The organism is Bradyrhizobium sp. SOJA106 (assembly GCF_059448745.1).
Genome location: NZ_CM182549.1, coordinates 1,977,528 through 2,004,012, shown reverse-complemented (window position 1 = coordinate 2,004,012; position 26,485 = coordinate 1,977,528). Strand labels below are relative to the sequence as shown.

The window sequence follows — 26,485 nt, the reverse complement described above, 5'->3', positions numbered from 1 at the left end:
TACGTCGCGACCAGGACGCCCTGCCGGACAATCGGCTGCTGCAGTTATGCTGGACGCCTCGCCGCAATTCTGTTCTGGAATGAACACATACTTCAGCTCGCTCTCCCATTGACATAAGAATAGCGACGCCTAGCGCGTGCTGAAATCAGCCGATCTCAAGGAATTACGAGAACCGATGCAATTGTTCTGGCATTTGTTCGAAGCAGTGCACCCGCTTCCGAGAGGACCAGGCCATACAGCAGCCCTCGGACGATTCAATGCTTTTAGCGCTGGCTGCAGTGTGAAAAACTGACCACCCGCCCGACCTGGACGTCGTGCGCCGGGTTTGTAATGGCAACCCGGAAACGGGAGTGCCGTCCGGCCACCGGTGTCCGCTCAAATGAGCACCCGTTGTGCAGCTTTGGGCGGCCAAGCGCGCCGGTCAGGTTTTCCAGCGGTGAATGAGGCGCTCGATGTGAGTCGTCTCTAGAAGCGCGTATTTTTGAGCAATACATCACCCTCCACCGCGCGGGGATAGTGGGACGCCACCTCGAAGGATGGCAACAGGTCAAGAATAGCTTGCAGGGACAACTGCCCTTCGTAGAGCTCGCGGTCGCTATATTCCGTGTAGACGAAGCGCGTGTTGCTCAAGGTCCGCATGCCGCCGGCGATAACATCGGATTCGGCTCCCTGGACATCCATCCAGATGAAGTCGATCGTATTCAGCTTAGCTTCGCTGCACCAATCGTCCAGCCGCCGCGTTTCAACCGAGACAGGGCGATCGAACCGAACCCAATCATACTCAGTAAGATGATTCTTCGGGCGGCGTATTGAGCCGGAGAGGTCCCATTCCTTCGCATCACCGTCTGCATTGCTTGGATGGAAGTCGATCATCCCGTTTCGATCACTGATCGCGATTTCAAGCAGCTTCACCCTATCGAGGGATGGGCCCAGCTTCTTCTTGAAGCGCGCGATCGCTCTGGGGTCCGGCTCAAAGCAGTAGAGCTGAGCTTGCGGGCAGAGGTTGAGAAACTGTTGCGTATCGGTCCCGTCATTGCAGCCGATATCCAGGATGACGGGATTGGGCTTCTGAAGAAGTGAAACAATGTGCTGGTGTACTTCGACAGATGACACAGGTGCTTTTCCCATTGGGCGCGGAGATCGGATGAATTTCGTCTTTGACGCCGCAATCACACGCCAGACGCGCCGGCACAACGTATATCAATGTATATGATTCATATACCCGTCGGTCCCCTTGATCCATGGCAGCGATTTGGAGGCCATCAACATCAAAAGGCAAGCCTGTCGGACCGGGGCCTGCAGCGACTGCCTGCAATGCAGTTTGCCCCTCGATCTCGGCAGACGCGCCAACTGCGAGCTAGTTCGTCGTCTCCGGTCCGCCTTTCGGAGCGGCAGAAAGATCGGCTTCGTACAAATGTCAGTCGTCGGCCATTCTCCCCAAAGCGTGCCCGCCAGACTGATCTCTCGTGCGCAGGAATAGCCAATCACCTCGATCGCGGTTGCGACAGGCAAGATGTGCCCGGCCGACTGACCGCTGCCATCCCAGATTCGCTGAGGCAACGTGTGAACCACTCATTGGAATGACCTGTTCTTCGGAATACCGTACGAGGAAGGAACCGACGCACTCGTTGCTGCGCAAGCAAAACACTGCACGGCAGTCGTCGCGGATCTCTTCGACTTCTGGACCTTGCCGCGGATCTCCGGCAAATCGAAGCTGGCCGAAGCGATCCGCTTTGCCGTCTCTCGGCGCACCATCTTCGAACGCCTCCCAACTTTAGGGCTCGCGGGTTTACGTCTGCCACAAGCGCGCATAGGCGCTTTCAGCCAGCAGTTCAGGATGTCTGCCCTCCGCAACGATCCGGCCCCTGTCTAAGACGACGATCTTGTCGGCACCACAGATGGTGCTGAGTCGGTGAGAGATGACGATGATAGTCTTGCCGTCCCGACGCAAATTCTCAAAGAGCCGGTGCACAGTGGCTTCGGCAACCGAGTCGAGGGAGGAAGTCGGCTCGTCCAAGATTAGGATTTCCGGATCCCGGTATAGAATTCGTGCTAACGAAAGGCGCTGCTTCTCGCCACCAGACAATTTTACGCCATTTTCGCCCAGGTAGGCTTGGAAACCTCCGGGCCAATGCTCGATTGCCTCCCGCAGCCCAGTTTGATCGCAGATTCTCATAATCCTATCGATCTCGGGTTCGAATTCACCAAGTGCGATGTTCTCGATCACAGAGCCCGAGAATACGTCCGCTGATTGCGGTACCGCACCGACAATCCTGCGCAGGGATACCTTTGAGAGGTCCTTGAGATCATAGGAACCGATCCGGATGCGTCCTCCCTCAAGCGGATAAATATTCTGAAGCAGCGCAGCAAGGGAGCTCTTGCCGGAGCCGCTTTCCCCCACCACTGCGGTTATCTCCCCTTTGCGGAACGTGACGCTCAGATCTTGAAAGAGCTTTGGCTGGGCGCCATGGCGAAACGTGACATTCTCCAGGCGGATATCACCAAGCCCGGATTTTGTGAGATCAACGGCGCCGTTAGGTGCCGGCTCTAGGTCGAAGATCTCGAACAGGCGATCCGCCGCAACAAAGGCGTCCTGCACGATTCTGTTGGTTTGGATCAGGTCGGCGACTGGTCGGTTGAGATAGCAGAGCAATGCATAGCAGGAGAGCAACTCACCTGGAGTGACGGTCCGGTCCAAAACGAGCGTCGTGCCGAACCACATTAGCAGGATTGTGAATAGAGTTGAGAGGAAGCTACAGGCATTATCTCCAACGATTGAGACGAGACCGACGCTGTAGGCCGACTGCAGCGTCTTGACGAAGCGGGTCTCCATCTTGAGGCAGGCAACGCTCTCGATTCCGAATGCCTTGATCGTAGAAATAGCTCTGAGCGATTCCACCAGTTGCGCCGCGAGATCGGCGGCACTCTCCATCATCGCACGCTGTCGTTTTCTGTTCAGCCTGTTGATGGTCCAATATAACAAGGCGTAAAGCGGGACCGAGATCGCCACGACAAGGGCGATCTTCCACGAGTAGAGGAACATCAGCGCGAGCGAGAACAGTATCACGAGAATGTTGACGAACATCGTGATCGAGAGCTCGTTAAGGAAGCTCCTGATTTTCACCGCATCGTTCATCCGGGAGACGATTTCTCCAACCCGCATACTGTCGAAGAACCTTTGAGGTAAGCTTAGGATGTGATTGTAGTAACTGAGGATCAAGCACACATCGATCTTCTGCCCTGTCTCCAACACGATCCGGCTTCGAAGCAGATTGATTAAGGTCTGAAGCACTAGGATCAGCAACATCGCGACGCCCAAGAGGTTGAGCAAGTTTCGGTTGCCTGATGTCACAACCTGATCGACGATCTTCTGGACGTAAATGGCCGTTGAAAGACCGAGGATCGTGGTTACCAGCGCGCCGACGAGAGCCTGGGTCAACGCCGCTCTGTGGGGCGCAAGCAGTCGTGCGAAGCGGACAATAGTAGAGGTGGTCTCATCGCGACGCTTGAAGGTCTCTGCCGGAATCAGCAGCACCAGGACGCCAGTCCATTGCCCCTGGAACTCTTCATGCGATAGCTTTCGGATTTCTCCGAACGCCGGGTCCATGACGGTGACCCACCGCGCGTCGATCGCCACGACGACCACGAAGTGGTGCAGCACATCCTTGACGGTCACATGCGCAATAGCGGGCTTGGGTATCCTGTACAAGCTGTCGAAGTCACCCTTGACACCCTTTGCAATGAAGCCCAACTTTTGAGCGGCATGCAAAAGACCCGACACCGTGGTGCCGGAGCGGTCGGTCGAGGCATATTGGCGGATACGAGACAATGGCAACTTGCAGCCGTAGTGGGCTGCAACTGAAGCAAGACTGACGGCCCCACAATCCATCATGTCGCGCTGCTTAAACTTGATCTGACTCGACACGGTGGTTCACTGACTTTTAAAAAGTAGGTATTTAGCTAGCAGCCAAGAGCGGGTTGAGCCAATCGTCCATCTCACTGTAGATGAGTTGCAGGAGAGTGCGCTCGGCGACGACAAATCGGACTCGTGCAGTCATGCCTTTGTTGAGATGGCCAATAATTCCGCTATTGAGTACAAGGTAACTGCGTCCGGAGTCGGACGGCAGGGTCGAAAGAAATTAGATCCCGGACGTCACTGGCACGATCACGCTTCAGACGGATTTCGTCCGCCAACGTACCGATTTCCTCCTCAATGAACTTTTCGTCGAGAACCAGAACTTCCTGGCCGTGTACAACCCGATCGTTGCCGACGGCAAGGACACGAGAAATGCGCGCGGGCACGAAAGCGTTTCGTTCCGCAACGAAGTTTCCAAAAGAGCCTGAGGCGAGCCGGCCTGCATCTGTTCACCGCGCCGGCTCGCCAGCTATTCTTCACGCAAGCTGCTTAATCTTCGCAGACTACTGTCTGGACCAACACACCCGTGTAAGGATCTGGCACCCACTCGATCCAGCAAAGATGGCCCCCAGCAGCGCACGCTTCTTCGTAGGTCAGTTCAGTCACTCCATAAGCTGGCAAATCCATTCCTTTCTCCTTTTGCATAGGACGACGGGTCAACAACTGCTGCCGCCAACATACGGGTTTCAAGTTTCGTGCCAGCCGCTTAGGACAGCGGGAAAGTGTGCGTGTGTTTTTGAAGGCCTGAGTGCGGGCAGACGGCTCGGACATTAGGTCGCAACATGACTAGTCAGTCGCGAACACAACAAATGTGAAGAAGACGGCGATCATCCGAATTGGGCGAGCCGGGCTGCGTCGGTCGAACGTGTGGTCGGCGACCGTGACGACGACGCGTGACTCCGTGCGACTTCCTCATGGCCGGCCTCTGCTGTGTTCGTACAGCGTCCGATTGCCTGATAGGTCGGAGCAGATCAATTCTTGAACGCCCCGCGATGGAATAGTTGGCATATTTATTATTATGCGCATGGATCTCATATTGCTCGAGTCAGCTCTTCGCTGAATCTTGTGCGCTCCACGTTTTCCCGCCGCTGCTGTCAGACAAAGCAATCAGGTGCAGGCCGGACAGCGACGTCGAAATACGCGGCGCTTCAATCGGTGTAAGGGCGTGAGGAACCCTGGGCTCAACCGGGTGTTTCGGCGACACGTAATGTCATTTCCGCGACAGCTTGGCGCCTGTATATCTAAGGGTGTCTGCTTCCGGACAAGGACACGCGCAGGCCAAGCAACGGATCAGCAGAATGCAGGCGTGGATCGTTCAGCTCATTTTGGCCTGACCCTTGCTATAATTGGGCTTGTCACAATGTGACTATCTCCAACTTGTTCAAAACGCTCAGGAGTCTTGTATGAATTTCCGTCCGCTTCACGACCGCGTCGTGGTCAAGCGCATCGACGCCGATGAGAAGAGCGCTGGTGGCATTATCATTCCCGACACAGCCAAGGAAAAACCCTCGCAGGGCGAAGTCATTGCAATTGGCCCGGGTGGCCGCGATGAGACCGGCAAGCTGATTCCGATCGACATCGAGGTCGGGGACCGCGTGCTGTTCGGCAAATGGTCAGGTACCGAAGTCAAGATCGATAGCGAGGAGCTGTTGATCATGAAGGAGAGCGACATCATGGGGGTTCTCACCCATGTGTTTTCCGACAAGAAAGCTGCCTAACCCAGCGCTCGCACAGCTCACTTCCTGAAGAGCGCCCACTTAGGCGCGCTGAAGGGTGAAAAAATAAGAACTGAGGGAATTCTTAATGTCAGCCAAAGAAGTCAAATTCGGAGTAGACGCGCGGGACCGCATGCTGCGCGGCGTCGACATCCTCGCCAATGCCGTGCAGGTCACGCTTGGTCCGAAGGGCCGCAACGTCGTGCTCGACAGGTCGTTCGGCGCGCCTCGCATCACCAAGGACGGCGTTGCCGTCGCCAAGGACATCGAACTCGACGACAAGTTCGAGAACATGGGCGCCCAGATGGTGCGCGAAGTCGCTTCGAAGGCCGCGGATGCTGCCGGCGACGGCACCACCACTGCGACCGTCCTGGCCGCCGCGATTGTCCGCGAAGGCGCCAAGTCGGTTGCCGCCGGTATGAACCCGATGGACCTGAAACGCGGTATCGACCTCGCGGTCGAAGCCGTGGTTGCGGATCTCCAGAAGAACTCGAAGAAGGTCACCTCGAACGAGGAGATCGCCCAGGTCGGCACCATTTCGGCCAACGGCGACCAGGAGATCGGCAAGTTCCTCGCCGACGCCGTGAAGAAGGTCGGCAACGAAGGCGTGATCACGGTCGAAGAGGCCAAGTCGCTTGAGACCGAGCTCGACGTCGTCGAGGGCATGCAGTTCGACCGCGGCTACATCTCGCCCTACTTCGTCACCAACGCCGACAAGATGCGCGTTGAGATGGACGACGCCTACATCCTCATCAACGAGAAGAAGCTGTCCTCGCTGAACGAGCTACTGCCGCTGCTCGAGGCCGTGGTGCAGAGCGGTAAGCCGCTGGTCATCGTCGCTGAAGACGTCGAAGGCGAAGCGCTCGCGACGCTGGTCGTGAACCGCCTGCGTGGCGGCCTGAAAGTCGCGGCCGTCAAGGCTCCGGGCTTCGGCGATCGCCGCAAGGCCATGCTGCAGGACATCGCGATCCTGACCGGCGGCCAGGCGATCTCGGAAGACCTCGGCATCAAGCTCGAGAACGTCACGCTCAATATGCTTGGTCGCGCCAAGAAGGTGATGATCGAGAAGGAGAACACCACGATCGTCAACGGCGCCGGCGAGAAGACCGACATCGAGGCGCGCGTGGCCCAGATCAAGACGCAGATCGCGGAGACCACCTCGGACTACGACCGTGAGAAGCTCCAAGAGCGTCTCGCCAAGCTCGCGGGCGGCGTCGCGGTGATCCGCGTCGGCGGCGCGACCGAGGTCGAGGTGAAGGAGCGCAAGGATCGCGTTGATGACGCGATGCATGCGACCCGCGCGGCAGTCGAGGAAGGCATCCTGCCGGGCGGCGGCGTCGCCCTGCTCCGGGCCTCCGAGCAGCTCAAAGGCCTGCGCACCAAGAACGACGACCAGAAGACCGGCGTCGAGATCGTGCGCAAGGCGCTGTCCTGGCCGGCCCGCCAGATCGCGATCAACGCCGGTGAAGACGGTTCGATCGTGGTCGGCAAAGTCCTGGACAACGAGCAGTACTCTTATGGCTTCGATGCGCAGACAGGCGAGTATAGCAACCTTGTCTCCAAGGGCATCATTGACCCGACCAAGGTCGTGCGCATCGCGGTCCAGAACGCTGCCTCGGTGGCGGCGCTGCTGATCACGACGGAAGCGATGGTTGCCGAGCTGCCGAAGAAGGGCGCGGCTGGTCCAGCAATGCCTCCGGGCGCCGGTATGGGCGGTATGGACTTCTGATCTACCCTGTCAAAGTGTCGATGACCATGCAAAACCCTGGCACGAATACCAGGGTTTTGCTTCGGCGCGCTTGCAACGTAACCCTAGCGAGCCGCTGTGTGTCGGCAGGTTGCGCAATCGATGCTGTTGCGCATACGGTCAGGCAGATCACGGGAAATGAGTTTCTTGGGGATGCAGCGGCACCGAACTTGGTACCACCCAGAGCGTTCGCGGGCTGGTGTGCCAAGTGGGTTTGCGGTAAAATTGGCGATCTGCTGCCGATTGCTCTCTAAGGCCCTTTTTTGTTGTAGTGTTTGCGCCAAATCTCCCCCTTTTTCTGTGCGTCTGCAAGGCGTAGGCATCGATCGCAGATCCCGCCCGGAAGCGGCCGTTGAAGGCCTGGATGAACGCATCATCGTTTGCCTTGCCGGGCTGCCAAACCAAGCGTAACGCCGCGCTGTAGCCCTCAGTCAAGATTGCGCGAGACTAACTCGCTGCCCTGCTCGATGCGGATCGTCGACATCCCACTTCTTTGTAGGCTCTTTCTGGTATCTCCCACGACGCCGCTGCCGAACGGCTCGTACTCCTCAAATCCTACATTAGATGCTGTTCGGCTTGATGCCGTTCTCTCCAGTGGCGGCACAACTTTTGATTCGCTCTTTTCGCAGAGCAGCAGCGATGCCGTAACTGTCATCACCAGCAGGCCACCCGAGAAGAACATGAGGAAAGCCAAAATTCTCATCGATCGCGACTTAACCGCTGGTCACACGGACCTCGGCTGTTTGGTGCTTTGGGGTAACATCTGGGCCGATGCATCTACGGTGGCACCATGAATTCATTGGTGCCGAAGCTGTTCGGGTCGGTGCTCAACCAAGCCAAGTCGAGGCGCGCCGGCCTCGTCTCTATTGGTCCAACGCCGTCCTCCCAATTGTAACCGGAGACGAAATTTGCGCCAGGATATCGAACGACGGTCAGGCCGAGCTCGTTCACCAGCGCCAGCACGTCCTTCTGAAAACCTCTTTCGTCTGCGCTCCGATGGCCGGGCTTGCAGGGCCGTCGATGTCGCGACGATGATTGCCGTCAATCTGCGGAATCCCGGCGGCGATGCCGCTCGCAATCTGGTCGAATACTGCAATCATCCTGGAGGAACTGCGTGGTCGGAGCTCCGCCGCAAGCACGGCTGGCGGACGCCTCATAGGATCAAGCTGTGGTGCCTCGGGCAATGAGATGGATGGGCCGTGGCAGATAGGGCAAAGAGCGCCGCCGCCTTAGGGACGAAACACCAATCGACAACGCGGAGTCTTGAGCAGAATGGGAGGTCACTGAAACGAGCGTGCGCCTCCGAAAGGTCATATCGACAAGACGTATCTTGATGAGAGCCCGCGCAGCGGCCGCAATAAATCGAAGTCCCGGAGAACGGGCTTATACTGCGCTTACCTCTACACTATACCAATGTGTAACCGAGATAGCCACGGGGATGAATTGGCACGAAGCGCGACCGGGTTCATTGTCGGACTTATGACTATGTATACTCAGGTTTACTCCCAATTCCGGGAGGCGCAGGAACGCACGGCCGAAGGCCGTTCAGCTGCACTAAACTCCAGTTTGATCTCTGACCTCAGTCAGCTGAATTTCGCTGACGCGGATGACCGCCGGGCATTCCCTCCGACCCTACACAGCATATTGGCAAGGCATGGACTGTTCGGGCTCACCACACCGGGAGAGCACGGCGGATTAGCTCTTCCATTGCAGGAGGCCATCAACCTCATCTCCGCCACTGCATCCTTCGATGTCTCCGCTGCCTCTACCCTCGTCATCCATAACTTCCTGGCCTTGCCCTGCATCCAAGCGGCACCACACATCCCCGAACAAAAGCATATCATTTGGGGTGCAACACGTGGCGATCTCTGCGCTTTCGCTTTGACGGAGCCCGGAGCTGGCTCGGCCCCGAGGCACATAGAGGCTTCGGCTCTCATGCGCGAAGATAAAGTTCGTATCTCTGGCCGCAAGATCTGGATCGGCCTCGCTGACTGGGCTCGCTGGATCGTTTGCTTTGCGCGCGCGTCTGGACCCGATGCGAAAGGTCGGCTCGTTGGTGTACTCGTTGACCGGCAAGCTCCAGGCCTAAAGGTCACGCACGAGCATCGCACACTCGGTCTACGTGGCATCATTCAGAATACCCTTGAGTTCCACGATGTCGAGGTGCCGCGTTCTTACGTGCTCTCTCGCGATCAAGACGGCTGGGGCGCGGCGGCATCTAGTATGAACTGCGGCCGTGTCGGTGTGGCTGCTATGGGTCTTGGAGCCCTTGAGCGCGCTATCCAGGTCGCGGCCTCTTATGCAAGCCATCGCCGGCTCGGTAAACTGCGTATGATCGAGAACAGCTACATCGAGCAGTTATTTGGACAGATGGTGCTGCGGCGGGAAGTCGTGAAGGCGATGCTGGCCGCATCCTGCCGACTTGTTTCAGCGCAGGGCGCGCCAAACGTCCACCTTGCGTCGGCAACGAAGGTTTTGTCCTCGGAGTGGTGCGGCCTTGTCGCTGATCAATGCGTCCAGCTGTTAGGTGGCCGTGGTTACGACGAGGGAGCGCCTTTAGCCAAAATCTATCGAGACGCTCGCATCCTTCGCATCTTCGAAGGTCCGACTGAGGCGCTCCTATCACATCTCGGCCGCTGCCTCCTCTCTAAAGCCACGCGGGACGAAATAGCCAATCTCTTTCGGTCAGTTGGAGCGGCATCAGTCCATGCTGCTGCAATCGAGGAGCTCTCTGGGCTCAATGAGACCGACGGTGCCGTGCTGATCTATGCGGGTTGGCTCACCACATTGGGACTGGCAAAAGCCGTCATGTCTGCTGGTTGCTTCTCTGCCTCAGATTGCGCGGCAGCGGCGGCTGACCTGGTCAGTTCCGAACTTGCAACTCTCCGTACTCGCGCGCCGACTCGGCAATCTGTCGAAGTCCGCAATCGGGCTAGTCGGACTCTGGCCACCTTCCTTGAAGACGCGGCTTGTTCTATTCGCTCACCTGTCCTCACGGACGATTACCTTAGATTGGTGCAGTATGTCTGACATCTGGCGGATGCCGGACGTCTTTCCACCTGGTGGTCCCGGCAGCCGCCGGCCAGTCCTCACCATCAGCGTTTGAGGCGCCGAAAGCATCATGCCCTTTAACAATTGCGCTAAGCGCGCATTGAGAGGCATCGCCTTGGGAGCCCAACTGGACCTTCATAGCCAACGTGGGGCCGACCGTGCCGCCATCATGCTGACGATGATCAGGACCTGTCGCCTCAGCGACGTCGAGCCCAACGCCTGTCTCGCCGAGGTCCTGACCCGGATCGGGCGACCTTCCCGCGACACGCCTGCACGAACTGCTGCCCTGGGAATGAAAGCTCCTGCGCCAGGCCGATAAGCCCGCCGGTCAGCAAGCCGCAGAGCTCATTGTGCCCGCGCACATGCGTGAATGAGGCGGTCTTCGTCGTATGCGTACTCACCTCCTCACGTGAGACACTATGATGCTCTGCGAACACGCCGATTGCGGATCTTCGATCGGCAAGAAGCGCATTTGACTCGATCGCGCACCCTGTTCAGTTGAAGCGGACACCAGGGCCTAGTCGGTCCCGCAGTGCCTCCCGACTGATGACAAGATTATTGAGGTTCAGGTCCGGCCGTCTTGCTGCCAATCGCCCAACCAGTTCCCGGGTGCCGTCCACGACAAAGACGCCGCAGTCATAACCGTTCTGCTGCTGACTTATCGCGCCCCGTTGCAGGTTAGCGTCGAGCCGTCCTGCGAGTTCCGCTGCGGGCCTGTCATTGTATCCCTGGGTGGAGTCATAGTGATAGGCGACCGGTCGGCCCCGATCGCGGCGATCAACCAGCAGCAGCGACCAGTGACTGCCGCGCCGATGTCTATCCGTATCGCTGGCATCGCTCACCGGCAGGAATAAGAACTCGGCTGTATCATAGCGAACCCACCCTAATGCTCGTTCGGCGACCTCCTTAAAGGGAGATCGCAACATCTGGGCTATCAGGGGATCCACGAACCGCGTTCGGGCGGCGAGATCCGGATTGTTTTGCTGCAACTCGTGCGCCAGGAGCTCATAATCCCGCTGGATATGCTCGTCACCCAGCCACTGCGTGGGGCCCAGAACGGGGCCGCTGCGATGGTCGGAATAGGCAGCGGTAGCCGTTGGGCCAAGCTGAGCACCCGGGACATGGGGCGGGCGAGGATCATGGATGAATTGCGCGTCGCGGCCTCCTTGGGGCCCCAATGTGATCGAGTAGGTCTCACCGTTCACTGGCTCCAAGCCGGTACCAGATTTCCTGCCCGGTGTCCTGGATAACATCGAGATCCGGCCGACCCAGTTCAGCGGCCCAATGAAGGTCTCCTCCTGCCAATCCTCGCCGGCCCGGTATCCGATGTCCTCAAGTTCCTGAAGCACGCCCGACCGCCCGACGAAGAATTCGGGTTTACCGCCGGAGTTGAGCACCGGCGCTGACTGAGCATCATCTTGCATCCGCTGCGGTGTGTACGGCAAATCAACCAAAGAGTTGAGCCCACGGTAGATGTCCGAGGACTGAGCTGGCGTGTGTGGTGGTTCGGTGAAGAGCGGCGGTGTGGCGGCAGCCCCACCCAGCGGCGCTGACTGAGCATCGTCTCGCATCTGCCGCGGCGTGTACGGCAAATCAACCAAAGAGTTGAGCCCGCGGTAGATGTCCGACGACTGAGCTCGCGAGTAGGATGGTTCGGTGAAGAGCGGCGGTCTGCGTGCAGCCCCACCCACCGGCGCTGATTGAGCATCATCTCGCATCTGCTGCGGCGTGTACGGCAAGTCAACCAAAGAGTTGAGACCGCGGTAGATGTCTGACGACTGAGCTGGCGCGTCTGATGGTTCGGTGGAGAGCGGCGGTCTCCCCGCAGCCCCACCCACCGGCGCTGACTGAGCATCGTCTCGCATCTGCTGCGGTGTGTACGGTAAATCCACGAGAGAATTGAGACCGCTGTAGATGTCTAACGACTGAGCTGGCATGTCAGGTGGCCCGATGAAGAGCGGCGGTCCGGCGGCAGCCCTACCCACCGGCGCGGACTCAGCATCGTCTTGCATCTGCTGCGGTGTGTATGGGAGATCAACGAAAGAATTGAGACCGCGGTAGATGTCTGACGACTGAGCTGGCATGTCAGGTGGTCCGGTGAAGAGCGGCGGTCCGGCAGCAGCCCCACCCACCGGCGCGGACTGAGCATCGTCTCTCACCTCCTGCAAGGAGTGCGGCAGATCAACCAAAGACTGGAGACCTCGGTAGATCGCGGACGACCCATCTGGCACCGCTTCCGGCGTCGGCCACTCGAAATCGGACGGCAGGTGCGGCGACCACGTTGAGTTCGACTCGCCACGCCGCGGCTCTCCGCCCACCCGATCAGGGGAGACGCCCAGCGCAGCGTTCGCCTCGACGAGCAATAGGTAGCTCCGAAGACGATCGAAGCCCATGTCGGCGTTTCGACTGGCTCTTTTAAAGTCGGTGTGATCGTCGTTCAAAGACTTTTGCTGTTCACTGGTGCCGGTGAGTCGGCTCACTATGCTCCCTCGCCCCTCCCTTTGAAGCCACCCCCCGAATCTTCGTTGGTTCTGAGCCAGATTCTGAACGACTTTTCTCCGGCTGTCCTCGGGTTTAAGCAAGCTCAGCTCTGCCTTTTCCAGGTCATCTATGATGCGAGCGTCGTCGGGGTAAAGATGCAATGTGGGCGACGGGGCAGCACGACGGCTGGGCTTCCGAGACGCACCCGCTCCGGAAACGCCCTCAGCCTCGCCAACCTTGTTTAAGGCGAACAATAGATGCTCGTCCTTCGGGAACCACTTCTGAGCGAATTCAATGCGCGCAGCGTGGTCTAGCCCGGAAATCGAATGGCCCGCACGATTAAGCGCGTTAGAAAATCTGCGAAGACTACGATCATGACGAGCGGCGCTGCCCGGTGTCATGCCACTGGCACTAAGCCGCTCCGAGAGCGGCGCGTCTTCCGCTGAGGGCATCGTACGCGGCCGCCCGCCAGAAGCCACAAAGCACGGATCATGATACGCACGAAGGACACTCAACCCCTTCTTCATGTCTTCGTCCTTCGGGAAGTAAGTCTTGACGTAACGGACCAGGGCCTCATGCCCCCCCAGATCAATCGCTTGGCGATGAGCGCCAAGATGATTTCCAAGTCGACGAAGCGCCTGAGTGTAGCGCTTAACTGTCTTCTGCGTCGGGTTCTTCTGAGCCACATAGTGGCCAATCGCCTTGTCGATAATGACCCGATGTTCTGTAGAGAGATGGGGATGGTAGTTGTGGCCGCCACCGGAGACAGGACTCGGGTTGGTTGGGCGCGCCTCGGTCAAGTGCTGCTCAAAGACCCTTTGCGCGTCATGGCCCCCCTGGTGCTCGTCCGGAACAGCCTGCTGCGCCCGAGTCCAAGCTGGGACATTGGATGGATCGAAATTGTGCGGGTCCATGCTAGCCTTACGTCCAAGAAATCAATTGAGCTGATCCTATTATCGATGGGCTTTCCAGAAGCTGACGAGACCATCGCCGAATCATGCATCGCCACATCTCCAAAAGGAAACTGCCCCGCGCCTCTCAATCGTCGCGGGGTTTCATGAGAGTCAGAACCCGCCTTCCTCGCGGCCGAGAGGCCTTCCGGCGGCATGGGACCCGATGCCTCGTCATTGCTCTGGTTGCAAAACGGCATACCGGCGGCTCCGCACTTGACCGCGGTCGATCTTCTCTCGCGGTTGGAAGTGTATGCGCCCGGTCGGTCCAGCGGCTGACGCGCCTTCCATTTTCCGGACAATGCGAAGACGACCGGCAGCGATCAAATCTATCTGGGCCGCGCGGGCGCAGTGTTCGTGCTCGGGAACAGACGGATCACCTTTGACATCGAGCGACATCGTCCGACACACCGCCGACATCTTCCTCGGGACGCGACCGGCGGCATCGAGTAACAATGAAGGGCCGTTCGTTGGCATGTTGTCCGACCACTTCAAGCTTGATCGGATGGGCCTAGCTGTAGTCGAAGTCCCAGAGATAATGGATCGTCTTTCCAGCGATGTCGCAGAGCCGCGCCTTTGCAAATATCGATGGATTTCTGCTGACACCTTCTCGCGGCACATGGCATATGCGAGTTTTACGATCTCTTTGCAGAGATCGGCTTATGTCTATGCTTGATCATACCGTTAAATCGGATGTCCGCTGGACAGATGGGTGGGTGCCACGCAGAAGGGCATCGCCCCACACCGGCCGCTTTCGCTTTTGTGGATCGCGTCGGGTTCGTCAGCTTTCGGAAAGCTAGTCCCTGTACGGTGACGTCGAAGTTAGTGGTGCGTGGTAGGGACAGCGCGTTGCCCCGTGTATGCGTGGGGCTTTTGGGCGCCGAGTCACGTTTCTGCTAACTTCACCAGTGCGGGCGTGGCAGCGACAGCGTCTGATTCACCGTCCTGACCAACGCCGAGTCGCGCCCGCGCTGCTTCCGGTGTGACACTGGGATCATATGAAAACCACCAGACGTCCTTCAGATCAAACTAATAGCCAGCTTGCGCCCGCTCCGCGGAGAGGGCTCCAGGCCGTAAATTCGAAAGTTGTTAAATGACTTTGTAATCGGCTCGGCGCAAACCTTTGTTTGGAACGAACACGGTGCATAGTGTTATCATTTCTGGTCCGGTTTTGAAACTCAACCAGAGCCGGACCTCAGCGAAAGCGCAGTGACGAGGACAAGGGCAAGAATTGTTGCGCAGCGCGTGGCGAGCGTCGTGTCGCTCGCGCGCTGGTGCTACGGCACCCATTGTCGCTGACAGCAGCTGTTTGGCTGACGAGGTCAGTAGAGAAGCGGCCGGCGACGATTCCGAAGCAGACGAAAATACAGCTTGTGCCGCCTGTGTTGGATGCGTGATGCCCGCCGTTAGCCCTGAGCGCAAGGCCTAAAGGCGTCGAAACCCGCACGAGGAGATTAGCCAGCTTTCAGGAAGGTATAACAGGCCGACGGCCCTGCTTGAGTGCAAGCGCAGCCCATTCAGGCTTTGACACGCCAGGGCACGAGCTGGTCAACCTGAGTGACCAGCCAACCTCACTCTGAACATTCTCCCCTCGCCGAACTACTTCCAGAGAGCTTCCCACGAGCGTGCTCCTCCAACGTCCGAGGGGCCGCGGTGAGCTCCGCTACCACGTCGCGCGCGCATTCAGGGTGCCACATCCATGTTCCGTGCCGTGGTTGCGCTGTCGGAGGCGATGTGGCTGTCCAGCAACGATCGCGGAAGATCCTCGCGGGCCTCGGGTCTGTTCCAACGTCAGAAACACTCACGTCATCCTTAGGGTGACGACAGCCGATATATCAAGTTGGTTCGGGCTCCTGTAGCGGTCGGCGAGACTTTTGAACAACTCACCCATCTGATCTGACCGAACAGTAAATTCCCCATAGTTAGGATCAAAGAGGGTCGTCATTCCATTCGATGACGACGTTGCGATTGTGTGGGCGCCACCTGCGCCGAAACGCAAGCTGACCAGGTAAATCGACCCATCGTCGGCGACCTCATTCACGATTCGGTCAACGCTCGAAGATGTACCAAACTCATATTGCGTCTGTTCGGCGAACGGCTCTAGGCCAGCTTCGCGTAACATCGTACTTTTTGCCTGAAGGTTGTGAGAACCTTCCGCCCTGTTCCTTCGCAACAAACTCTTGAGGTCTTCATACCGCTGCTGCCGCATTGCCGCTGAGCTGTGATTTTGAGTCCCCGGGCGCAGCGCCCTCATCCGGGATGATGGGCTGCTCGGGAGATTGAGGAGCCACTCCGCTGCCAATCCAACGCAGATTCCGTTGACATTGGCCTCGGATAATTCAGCAGTCCTGTATTCGAACAGAGGACGGATAGGTCTCGCTGGAGAAGATGGATTTGAGCTGGTGGACAGAGAGGATGTGCTTGGCTCCGAGCTGCGTGGACTATAAATGATTGCATCGGAGGTCTGTGGCTTGCTGCAGCAGAGGCCCATTTTGTCGGACAATTCCCCAGCTGGCGGGCTCTCCCGTTGAGCGAGATCCGCCAATGTTTGAGCAAATTCGTGGCTGCCCGCCGACCCACTCGGTACGTCAGCTTGATCAGGGCGTGTGGATCGGCCACTCACTCGATTATACATGTCGGTTCGCCTGCTTCTTCAGCGTACTTTTCCTCAGAGCGCGGGCTGCTTACGCTCTGCTTGCGGATGATCTTGCGGCAAGCTGACGACGAGCTGACAACCAGATATTTTGACGAAGCTACCGCCCCCCCCGCGCCTAGTCGGTGTCTCGACCGACACTGCCTAGGAGCCCCGCTCCAAAGGCGGGGTAGCGGTCCACGAGCTCATGACTGTCGCACAGCGACGGCAAGCCGACCTTGCGCAATTCCGGATGCAGTCAGGGTGATGGGCCGACAACGCCTCCTTCGTCAAACCGAATTCGACGGTCGCGTTGGCCTCGATCTCACCATCATTACGTTATTTCGCCTCGGCACACACTTCTCGCGCCAAAGAAGTGCGCCATTCGCGTCCTCGGATCGCCAGTGATTGCCTTGTGACCGGTCGTCGACCCGGCGATGCTGTTGTTGCTGGCGCACCGCCTTCAGCACGGCTCCGCGATCTTTCCGGGATCAGTGCACTGTTAGCTGCTCCCAGTTGATCGCAGCTAATTCAGGCTCAGGCCCCCGCACACGGCAACAGCCGATCGATCCTGACATATACCCGCTTTTGACGTGTCAGTTCGGCGGCGCCGAATCGGTGCTTCTGCAGCCCCTCGGCGTCACCTTCCGCTTGGATATCAACAACTCAGCTCATCATGGTGTCGCGCTGATCCGCGCGAACAATATTGCCGCGTCTGAGGGCCCTAATCCAACGACGCCTACAAAGCTCGGCGGCGGCGTCGGGATGTCCCGATGAGTGGGTCTCCACAGGTGAAGGCAATATCGGCTGTTATTCACATACTGCGAATGTGGCGGATGCAGTTGCATGACGCACTCCTCTTCATCCCAGAACAGGTCCTTGACAAAGCACATCTCGTCCCAGTTCGGACAGCGCCGCGGCGTCGAGACAGCGACATGCTCCCAGCCAGGACGGACAAATCCAGTTATCTTTAGTTCACACCCGCAAGGCCCCTGCACAAAGAACACGCCGCAAGGACCTGATCCCGGAACCGTAGCGAACCGGCCGTGTTGCACGCGGCCGGCCTCCAGCTTCTCTATCAGCCGCGCTCGCACGCCCGCTCCTCTGCCTTTCGCAGGGCCTTGAACTCGATGCAGATGACGTTGTCTCGCAACTCATAAACCGGTTCGATCCTCGGCCCGGCGCTCCTATACCGCTCTTCAGAGCACCATCTGAGCAAACCGCAGATGTCCATCATCCCTCGTTCTCCTGCTATAGTCTTCGATCTCATTGTGGGCCGAACGCTCTCAGGGGCCACTCATTGCCTGAGTACAGCGGTAGCGATCTGGGCGATGGCGAATCAGTCCGCCGATCGCAACTTCCCGCTCATGATGCAACTCTGTCATCGAGCCCCTCTCATGCGACGCACCTTACTCACCGACGCCAGCCAGTATTGGTCGCACATCGACGAACCGAGCGCCCATCAGCAACACTGATGCGCGCCATCGCTCTCCCGCGCTTCAAGCCAGCGTTAGTGGGCATTCATGTTTCATGGCTACCTGCTTGACCACAAGACACTGGCGGCTCCTCCTCTCCAACGAATTGGTCGTCATCATGGCATGCTCCCGCAGGACCTTCGACATCCACACTCCATGACGACTCGCAAAGCCACTGATGGCACCAGTTGATGCTGCCCGGCGATTAGCTGCTTGGTGAGATCGCACTTGATCGTTCACTGCTTTCTCGTCGCGTTCGACCATCTATGCCGGCCTGCACCAGAGCCGCGGACGCCTGACATGAACTGTCTTGGAGCTGATAGCATCCAGCTGGTCGCCTGCCATCTCGATGTCTCCTCGTAAGCTAACGGTCAGAAACAATGATTAGTCGATCTCAATCAGGGCGACCGTCGGCCGCTCTTCACGCGACACTACGATGCAAGTCCGAACTCATTGCTCACGGTATGGCGCTCGCGATACGCTCAGCCTTCTGTCGCTAATGCGGGTGTTGTCTTTCGGACATGGACGTCGCGAATCCGACATCTGGCAGCGGCTCTGTGTCGACGACGTCCGACATACGCGCTTTTGTCGGCATCAAAGCGGTACTGATACTTCTGCGTCGTGGCATGTAGATTGCTGCGGTGACGGAAAGCGACCCTAACTGTACCGACCATACACGAGCCTACCATCGGACGGAGGCTCGCCGCGCAACAGGCAACATTCCGATACCCTCCTTATGCAAGATGACTGCGAACTTCTGAGTGGTACGAGGCATGCAAAGTCCGGCATTTTTCGGTGGACCAGCGCGACGTCTGATGAAATGACGCATTGGCGCGCACCAAAGCACCCACCGATCAAGCACTACCGCGGCAATTGTCGCTCCCGGCAGGCGCAAAAGAGGTGGAACCTTTGGCCTCTGGCGGCACTCCTCGTAAATGCGCTGCTTTGGGCTGGACTCTACTGGATCATCGCAGCGTTCTTCTGAAATAATCCTCGCGGACGGCAGAGGCGCGAGGGGCTTTCCGACGCCTCTCGCAGGCCGCGGCCGCACCGTCTGCGGACCATCAGTCGGACGTGGAGACCTCTTTCACAGACCTGGTTTCAACGCACACTTCGCCCGACTACCTGGAAATCTGTCCCTCGAACGAACGCAAAGGAAATATTGAGGCATGACGCAGATGTCCCGAATTGGTGAAACTGATATGCAATTGCAGCCGCGACGAAATTCCAAACACTAGCCTGTAACAGCTGAACGTTCCGGCGCGGACGGCATCCGGGCTTCCGCGCTGACTGCGACGCATTGACTGCAAATTGAGCTGTAGGGTTGCGCATTTTATGAGAATTAGCTTTCGAGAAGCTGACGAAGCAAGTAGGCTTGAAGGAGCGCTGGGCAGGCGGACTGCTCGGCCTTCACGTATATGTCGCGATCTGGAGCGCGGCACAGGACGGTCAGGCCCCCTACGATGCCCCTCAACGTCCGTTCCAGGCACTGACTTGCTCGCTGAGCGACATTTGCGTGGCCATTGGGTCGGCTAGCGATCAACAGGCTGGCGCCTTTTGATGATCCGCAGCGACGCTTTACAGCTCTTCCTCATGCCACGTATCGTCCTCGTCTTTGTGCATCTGCCACACGTCGGCGCGCCGAGCCAGCTTGTCGTATTCCACGGCAATTTTGAGTAGCCTGTCTTTGGCCTTCCCCTCGGCGAGCGCTTCCGCTTTCTTTCGCGTTGCTTCCGCACGGCCTCGCCAGTGCTCGGGTTGGTAGAGTTTACTCTTCGGATTCATGCCGAGAGCATGCAGTTCGCAGATCAAAGAAATGCGACACCGGCGTTCCGTATAATCACGTAACAGCGACGCTCGGAGCCTCGGTTCTCGAGGCAGACAGTCGCCATGCACAGCCGCTATACTGAGACACCACAGTGGGTGTTGCAGCCGAGGCTCGTACGAAGAATGCACAGCCCCGACATCCTCAGACGATCAGACGCACGAAGGGACTTGAACCGCACGTAGCGTTAGATTGTACGATCCTCGACAAAGGGGAACCACGTCCGACAACCCAGGCCGTTCCAGACACGTCATGAGAATTGCGAATGTTTCAGACATTGAAACTTACCTGGCGCGACCCGATGAGGATGCTAAGATCCTCAAGGTGCATCCTTGTCCGCGCCGCATCGGAGCTGCTCCTGTCGCGACTGGACGAAATCGCGCGTTTCGAGCTCTACACGGCAGGCGCCCCATCACCGCAACCTCAGCGGAACGCCAGACGGAGGCTCCATCCCAGACACATCACCCAAGGTCTTCACATAACGCGGAACAGCGCGACTACAGCAAACATGGTTTTGGCGCGCGTCATCATGGTTCGCTCTGAACGATCGAATGCATCATCAACAGTGGCCTGGGCGCACCTGCGGCTTTGCCTGCTCTCCCTCGCTCGCGATAGGACCATGCCCTTCAACCCGGCGTCGCGCCGGCTACGGCGTCATTAGTCGGTTGGCGGTAGGCTGAGCCAGAGTACCTAAGCACACGTCAGGCTCAAACAGTGCCTCGCGATATCCAGGCATGCACCGAACCACTGGAAGCTCCAGAATGATCACTTGCTGGGCCAGCTCAGCCGCCAGTGCTTCCACTCTTCGTGGTGCTCGGCCACGACGGCAGGTGTCGTTTCTGTCGCGCCGGACGGATGAGCAGCACCGCACGGACCGCAAAAGCGGAATAACGGGCATGCCGGCACCTTCGATATGCAGTTCCGGCCTGTTTCCCGGCTGACAGGTCACTTTGCGCTTCGCGCAGGAAGAACAATAACGTAGCCGCCCGGACTTGAATGGATATCATGACTCAAAATCAACGAAGTCAGTTGGCTTCGCACCGCACAATCTCCCGTGGCGCCATTGCTCTTGTCGTCGCAATGACAGCTGTAATCCCAGGGCAGGTCAACGCGCGCGATCAACCGCCGACCGCAGAAGAGAAAGAGGCTTGCATGGATGACGTGTTCCGCCTTTGTAGCAGCCACATACCAGATCGCACCGCTATCACTGCCTGCCTCAGATCCAAGCAAGCGAGCCTTAGTCAGCGATGCCGCGACGTGATCTCCGTGCGAGACACTGGCAAGAAAAGCAGCGACTCGAAGTGAACTGTGGCGGCCTGTTCGTCCGCGTATCCGCGGAAGTGATCTCAGCGTGACCTGCGGGATGGTCACACGAGGTCAGGTAACGAGCATGGCCGCCCACAATTGATCAACGCTCTGGTTCAGTCGCTCTTGTCCGGATAGGCGAATGCAGAAATTGCCCTTCGATGCCGTTCTGATCGCCAATAGGGGTGCGGCGTACGTTATCATAGCGCTGCACAAGCTTGGAATTCGTTCTGCAATCCTACCATGAGGTTGACGCGGGGCCCCTCTTCCGAGCGCGAATGTTCGGTGCAGCGCCGTTTGCAGAAGTTCGTCTAGGAACGCCCTCGCCAGCGCTATCATCAGAATTGCGGACCCGGATTTGCGAGAGCGCCGTCGGTATCGCCGGTGCAGCGAACTATCAGAATGTAGGAACGGTCGAGTTCATTTTCAGCGGCGGAGAGTTTTCTTTCTGAAGTGAATACACGTCTTCAGCTCGCACATCCGGTGGCAGAGATGATCACCGGCGTCGATCTGATCGCGGAACAAGTCCAACCGGCAGCGGGTCGCTAAGCTGCACTTTCGCAGTCCGACATTGTTTCAACTGGGCATGCAATCGAGCCCAGCCCCTGCGCGGCGGCTCCGATACGCGGATACGTCTCGACCACCGGCAAAGTACTTCGTCTCGAGTATCCGGATGGCGATGGATCGACAGCGGCTTCATGCAACGCCGGCACATCACGCCGGCGTTCGATCCCATGCTCGCCAAAATCATTGTGCCACCGCAGAGGCTGCTCTGAAAACCGATCGCCTCGACGCGCCTCAGCACGGCGTATTCTGCTGTAAGGCAGGACCGAACATGACCGGCCCTCGCGCGGGCGGATCAACGGGACGCGTCCATCGCCTATGAAAGGCCACCTTCATTTACAACCAGGTGGGGCTATTGTGTAGCGCCAGCTGAGATCGGGCTCGATCTACCCAGCATCGATAGCCTCGAAGCAGGTAGAGGAAGCGGCTTCAACGGTTCACCACTGCGGCGCAGAAGGCTAAAACGCTTTGAAGGATGTGGTGATCCGGCCGGAACGCCGCGGTAGAGGCCACTGCGGGCAGGAGACACTGTCATCGGTCCTGCGACAAGCAACTGCAGTGTTCTAACTGATCGACGATCTCCTCTCGACGGCACCACCGAAATGGAGAGCTTGACCCTCACGTAGCGTCAGGTTGTAGCCTCGCCAAGTGTGCCTACACTCAACCGACTGCCGCCTCAAGCGTCAATGAGGACATGCCACATGGGGCGGGCCACTGCATCAAGGCAATCGGTGTCGGGTCTCTTCCAACGAAGTCTTGCGGAAGAGCCCGAGGTTTGGACAGGGAACGTGTAAAGTTCGATGGAAGTGCTTAGATCAATCATCGGCAAAGTTGCCACGGGCGCCACTCTGACGCGTGAGGAAACTGCGTCAGCCTTCGACAGCATGATGTCGGGTGACGCAACTCCCTCGCAAATCGGCGCCTTGTTGATGGGGATGCGGGTCCGGGGCGAGACGGTCGAAGAAGTCACCGGCGCCGCCTTAGCGATGCGGAATAGAATGCCGCGGGTCGAGGCGACATGCGACCCCGTCGGTCTCGCTGGCACGAGCAAGACCCCTATGCATTCGGTCAACGTGTCGACGTGTGCTTCCTTCATCGTCGCCGGGGCCGGCGTTCCTGTGGCCAAGCATGCCAACCGCGCTGCGTCTTCGGGTTCAGGCGCCGAAGTCGTGTTGGCGCGCCTCGGTGTGAAGGTTGATCTCAAGCCTGACGCGATCGCACGTTGCGTGCAGGAAGCCAACATCGGCTTCATGTTTGCGTCAGCCCATTATCCGGCAATGCAGCGCATCGGGCAGATCCGGACCGCAGTTGGAACTCATACGATCTTTGATCTCATCGAGGCTCTGTGCAATCCGGCCGGGGTCAAGCGGCAGATCGTTGGGGTATTGTCTCCCGAATGGGTGCAGCCTCTGGCGTACGTCTTGAAGAACCTTGGTGCCGAGTCGGTATGGGTTGTTCATGGCTCGGACGGGCTCGACGAAATAACCCTCACCGGCCCAACGTTTGTTGCTGCGCTTGAGGCAGGTATAGTCCGCACCTTCGAAGTGACGCCGGAACAAGCCGGGCTCCCCCGCTGCCACAACGATGCGCTGGAAAGCAGCGATGCGGAGACTAATGCCGTTTCGCTGCAAAATGTACTCGATGGCGTACCAGGTCCATTTCGCGACGCTGCGCTTTTGAACGCGGCGGCGGCGTTGGTCGTGGCCGGGCGGGCTTCGACACTGCAGGAAGGCGTCGCACTTGGACTAGAATCACTTGATCGCGGCGCCGCAGCTGCTCGACTGAAGCGCCTGATCGCGGTTTCGAACGCCTGACAGCCGAGCTGGCCGATGTTTCAGTATTGCGACCAGGTCTGCTGCTCACGAGCAGGCATATAATGGAGCCACGAATGCACGTCACCGCTGCAGGATTTCAAGGACTCTGCGCCGCCTGCGCTCGCCCTGACGAAAGCAATTCGCGCCGAGCACGGGCGCGAGAGCCAGCCTTCTTAGCGATGAGAGCCTGCTGCAGCCCGCGTTGCCGAGCTGAGGATCCGCGATGAAACGCGCTGCGCGCCAAAGGAGATGATGATGTCCCGGCAGAGGATTGAAACACTCGGATCTATTGCTGCGATAGAACACATCATACGGAAGTTTCGGGAATTGATCGATACAGATAGCTCAATCCCACCGGAGCTGCGGGGTGCGCTGCACTCGACGCTCGATGAGCATCTTCTCGCGGCAAAAAAACGTGTTCTCCTAAAAGTACATTAGATGCGCCGATGCCGTCTACATGCGGAGAAACTCTGGCAGGCGCGTGCCGTTACCGCAACCGGCATCATCCCATCCGCACGGGGCACAGCGAGATTCCGGCCCAGCTGGTCGGATCGCGGCCACGAGTCCCTGTGCACTGGCGCGTCGCCGGGCTGCTCAGCGCGGTTTGCTGTTTAGTGGAGGCGCTGTCGAAACAGAGGCAACGGAAATTCTAAGTTCTGCCGTTGCGATCGCCATCCGGCGTAACGCGCCGAGATATTGCACGTCCGTCCGGTCATGACTGTAGCTAATCCAGAGGACATCGAAGCCATACCTGGTCTCCATCTGAGCCTACTCGCCACGCAATTTCCACACGGGTGCCCATTGCCCCTAGGAATCAAGTCGTCTCTGGGTGTGGAGACACTAGAAGTGGGGGTTCAACTGCAGAGGCTGGTCATGAGCCACCAGTTCTCTCCTGCGATTCGGGACTTGCGATCTAATCCAACAGGCAGAGTTCCGCCATGCCATGCAAAGCCTGGCGAGCGGTGTCGCCATAGTTATGACCGGACGGCAGCCGGACGGCGTGGACTGACGGTGGGCCTCTGACGTCCATCTGCATGGAGCCGCCGTGCCTGGTCGTTGGCATCAATGCCGGCTCCGGGACACATGATGAGATCCTTGCCAACGGCAGCTTTGGGGTCAGTGTTCTCCGCAGTGACCCGGAGGACCTTGCGCTACGTTTTGGCGGTGGGGAGGGGGCGAAAGGCGTTCACCGCCTCGACACCGGGGACTGGGATCAGGGCGTCCTCGATGTACCGCTATTGGCCAATGCATTTTGCGCGCTCGAATACGTTTTGTATGACAAGGCGCTTGTCACGCACACCGCCTTTATCGGACGAGTTGTCGCGACCCGACAAAGCGATGGAACTCCATTGATCAACTTCCGGGGCGCACTTCGTACTTTACTGCTAGACTGAGTGGGGTTTGCGCAGATTCCGTCGGGACAGCAGAATGGCCGAGGGCCTCACTCCCTAGTCGCTTCCACGACAGCCATCCAACAATTGCCTGGGCTGCGACTGGTTCCACAGATCTCGTATTGAAAAGTCTCATCAGCTTCGGCGATTTCGGCGCTTCGCCTGTCGAGCTATGCTCGTGCCGGTCTGCGACCTCCCGCGTCGAGACGCGTGCGGGTACCTGGTCAGGACAACTGCATAATCCCCTCGAAAACTACCAGCTTTGGTAGATCAGTTGTGAGCGACAGCCGAGTAAGCATCGTTGCCGCAGCAGGATCGGGTTCATAGGCACGCCCCGGGTCACAATGGTTGGCGCTTCTCTAGATCTTTCGGCTCGATTCTGACGTGGGTACATGGGGACATTGTGATCTTGCAGAAGCGATGACAAATCGAATTCAAAGGCGTCAGACAACTATGTCCAGCAACGCGTTCCAAATCGCCCAGATTCTCGAGGGCATTCGCCGCTGGGTCCTGATCGAATCTCCGACGGAGCGGCCGGATCAGATCAACAAACTCGCTGATGCTGTCGCAGCAGGTTATCGCGACCTGCCGGCCAGTGTCGAGCGCGTTGCGGGGCGTGACGGATGCGGCGATCATTTGGTCACCCGCTCTTCTTGGGGGCAGGGCGTACCGGGCATTCTGGTGTTGAGCCATCTCGACACAGTTCATCCGATGGGATCCATCGAACGGCTACCCTTCAAGATCGACGGCGACCGTGCGTTCGGCCCCGGCATCTACGACATGAAAGGCGGTGCCTACCTCGCCTATCACGCATTCCGGCAAATCTGCGCCGATGATGCACGCCCGCCGCTCGGCATCACGCACCTCTACGTCTCGGACGAAGAGATCGGCAGCCCAACCTCGCGAGCGCTGATCGAGGCCGAGGGTCGCAAGGCCAAATACGTGCTGGTGACCGAGCCGGCGCGCGACGGGGGCAAGGTCATCACGGGACGCAAGGGCGTTGCGCGCTTTGACGTATTCATCAAGGGCGCTCCGGCGCATGCAGGTACGCGGCCCAAGGACGGCCGCAGCGCGATCCGGGAACTCGCCCATGTGATCCAGACGCTGGAGGCGATGAACGATCTCACACGCGGTATCACCGTCAATGTCGGCGTCGTTCGCGGCGGCACCAGGCCCAACGTCGTCGCGGAACTGGCCCATGCGCAAGTCGACGTGCGCGTCGCGATCATGGCCCAGGCCGACGAGCTGGTGCCGAAGATTCTCGGCATCACCTCGCGCAGCGAGGGCGTCAGCGTGATGGTATCAGGCGAATTGAACCGTCCGCCATATGAGAAGACCAGCGCCGGTGCCGCACTTTACGCACACGCCAAAACGCTCGCCGCCGAACTTGGCTTCGAGCTGCTCGACGCGTTCAGCGGCGGCGGCTCCGACAGCAATTTCACCGCGCCGCTTACCGCGACCCTTGATGGCCTTGGCGTTGACGGCAAGGGCGCGCATACGCATCATGAGCAACTCTACATCTCGTCGATTGAACCTCGCGCGCGGTTACTGTACCGCCTGTATCAGACGCTGCGATAATCCTGACGCCAGGCGAAGTCGGTGACGGCGAGGTACGTTTG

Annotated in this window: 15 protein-coding genes and 4 pseudogenes; 10 read left to right on the top strand and 9 right to left on the bottom strand. The window is 58.6% G+C overall.

Annotated features, from left to right (window positions below; genetic code table 11):
* Positions 1 to 465 precede the first annotated feature (465 nt).
* Entirely contained in the window at positions 466 to 1,113 is a 648-nt protein-coding gene (locus AC5V87_RS08920) for an FkbM family methyltransferase (RefSeq protein ID WP_456840471.1), read from the bottom strand.
* A 496-nt stretch (positions 1,114 to 1,609) separates the two neighbouring features.
* Between AC5V87_RS08920 and AC5V87_RS08915 the strand changes: the two are divergent.
* Positions 1,610 to 1,780 (top strand): annotated as a pseudogene (locus AC5V87_RS08915) (IS66 family transposase); the annotation flags it as partial.
* Positions 1,781 to 1,789: 9 nt separating this feature from the next.
* Here AC5V87_RS08915 and AC5V87_RS08910 read toward each other — a convergent pair.
* The gene (locus AC5V87_RS08910; protein ID WP_495371866.1) at positions 1,790 to 3,892 is read right to left on the bottom strand and encodes a peptidase domain-containing ABC transporter; all 2,103 of its coding nucleotides are present in this window, start codon (positions 3,890 to 3,892) and stop codon (positions 1,790 to 1,792) included.
* A 1,427-nt stretch (positions 3,893 to 5,319) separates the two neighbouring features.
* On the opposite strand from AC5V87_RS08910, the gene AC5V87_RS08905 reads away from it, so the two are divergent.
* Positions 5,320 to 5,634 carry a co-chaperone GroES gene (locus tag AC5V87_RS08905; protein WP_456840472.1) on the top strand — a complete coding sequence of 105 codons (315 nt, stop codon included), beginning with the start codon at positions 5,320 to 5,322 and terminating at the stop codon, positions 5,632 to 5,634.
* Positions 5,635 to 5,719: 85 nt separating this feature from the next.
* Positions 5,720 to 7,360: a chaperonin GroEL gene (gene groL / locus AC5V87_RS08900; RefSeq protein WP_495370689.1), complete on the top strand. Its 1,641-nt coding sequence runs from the start codon at positions 5,720 to 5,722 to the stop codon at positions 7,358 to 7,360.
* Positions 7,361 to 7,805: 445 nt separating this feature from the next.
* On the opposite strand, the gene AC5V87_RS08895 is transcribed toward groL, so the two are convergent.
* The 3 genes and pseudogenes from AC5V87_RS08895 to AC5V87_RS08885 form a co-directional block, all read right to left on the bottom strand.
* Positions 7,806 to 8,081: a hypothetical protein gene (locus tag AC5V87_RS08895; protein WP_495370688.1), complete on the bottom strand. Its 276-nt coding sequence runs from the start codon at positions 8,079 to 8,081 to the stop codon at positions 7,806 to 7,808.
* A gap of 86 nt (positions 8,082 to 8,167) precedes the next feature.
* A pseudogene (locus AC5V87_RS08890) lies at positions 8,168 to 8,386 on the bottom strand (alpha-L-arabinofuranosidase family protein); the annotation flags it as partial.
* Positions 8,326 to 8,478 carry a hypothetical protein gene (locus AC5V87_RS08885; RefSeq protein WP_495372049.1) on the bottom strand — a complete coding sequence of 51 codons (153 nt, stop codon included), beginning with the start codon at positions 8,476 to 8,478 and terminating at the stop codon, positions 8,326 to 8,328. The pseudogene AC5V87_RS08890 and the gene AC5V87_RS08885, both read right to left, overlap by 61 nt.
* Between AC5V87_RS08885 and AC5V87_RS08880 the strand changes: the two are divergent.
* The 3 genes and pseudogenes from AC5V87_RS08880 to AC5V87_RS08870 form a co-directional block, all read left to right on the top strand.
* Positions 8,410 to 8,608: pseudogene (locus AC5V87_RS08880) on the top strand (alpha-L-arabinofuranosidase family protein); the annotation flags it as partial. The gene AC5V87_RS08885 and the pseudogene AC5V87_RS08880 sit on opposite strands and share 69 nt — an antisense overlap.
* Before the next feature lie 255 nt (positions 8,609 to 8,863).
* Entirely contained in the window at positions 8,864 to 10,408 is a 1,545-nt protein-coding gene (locus AC5V87_RS08875; protein ID WP_495370687.1) for an acyl-CoA dehydrogenase family protein, read from the top strand.
* Positions 10,409 to 10,508: 100 nt separating this feature from the next.
* Positions 10,509 to 10,725, top strand: a pseudogene (locus tag AC5V87_RS08870) (transposase domain-containing protein); the annotation flags it as partial.
* A gap of 198 nt (positions 10,726 to 10,923) precedes the next feature.
* Here the strand turns inward: AC5V87_RS08870 and AC5V87_RS08865 are convergent.
* From AC5V87_RS08865 to AC5V87_RS08850, 4 genes are all read right to left on the bottom strand, one after another.
* Positions 10,924 to 13,824: a Ulp1 family isopeptidase gene (locus AC5V87_RS08865; RefSeq protein ID WP_495370686.1), complete on the bottom strand. Its 2,901-nt coding sequence runs from the start codon at positions 13,822 to 13,824 to the stop codon at positions 10,924 to 10,926.
* Between the two features lie 1,837 nt (positions 13,825 to 15,661).
* A complete protein-coding gene (locus tag AC5V87_RS08860; protein ID WP_495371865.1) occupies positions 15,662 to 16,351 on the bottom strand; it encodes a YopT-type cysteine protease domain-containing protein in 690 nt (229 codons plus the stop codon).
* An 815-nt stretch (positions 16,352 to 17,166) separates the two neighbouring features.
* Positions 17,167 to 17,385 (bottom strand): DUF7694 domain-containing protein, encoded by a 219-nt coding sequence (locus AC5V87_RS08855; protein WP_495370685.1) that lies wholly within the window; start codon positions 17,383 to 17,385, stop codon positions 17,167 to 17,169.
* A 2,160-nt stretch (positions 17,386 to 19,545) separates the two neighbouring features.
* Positions 19,546 to 19,752, bottom strand: coding sequence for a hypothetical protein (locus AC5V87_RS08850; RefSeq protein ID WP_495370684.1), 207 nt, complete (start codon positions 19,750 to 19,752; stop codon positions 19,546 to 19,548).
* A gap of 1,798 nt (positions 19,753 to 21,550) precedes the next feature.
* Here AC5V87_RS08850 and AC5V87_RS08845 point away from each other — a divergent pair.
* The 4 genes from AC5V87_RS08845 to AC5V87_RS08830 all read left to right on the top strand — a co-directional run bounded on the left by AC5V87_RS08845 (position 21,551) and on the right by AC5V87_RS08830 (position 26,444).
* Positions 21,551 to 21,646 (top strand): ATP-binding protein, encoded by a 96-nt coding sequence (locus AC5V87_RS08845; RefSeq protein WP_495370683.1) that lies wholly within the window; start codon positions 21,551 to 21,553, stop codon positions 21,644 to 21,646.
* A gap of 815 nt (positions 21,647 to 22,461) precedes the next feature.
* Positions 22,462 to 23,475, top strand: a complete 1,014-nt coding sequence (gene trpD / locus AC5V87_RS08840) for an anthranilate phosphoribosyltransferase (RefSeq protein WP_495370682.1) — start codon at positions 22,462 to 22,464, stop codon at positions 23,473 to 23,475.
* A 1,034-nt stretch (positions 23,476 to 24,509) separates the two neighbouring features.
* The gene (locus AC5V87_RS08835; RefSeq protein WP_495370681.1) at positions 24,510 to 24,869 is read left to right on the top strand and encodes a flavin reductase family protein; all 360 of its coding nucleotides are present in this window, start codon (positions 24,510 to 24,512) and stop codon (positions 24,867 to 24,869) included.
* A 450-nt stretch (positions 24,870 to 25,319) separates the two neighbouring features.
* Positions 25,320 to 26,444, top strand: coding sequence for a M20 family metallopeptidase (locus tag AC5V87_RS08830; protein ID WP_495370680.1), 1,125 nt, complete (start codon positions 25,320 to 25,322; stop codon positions 26,442 to 26,444).
* Positions 26,445 to 26,485 lie beyond the last annotated feature (41 nt).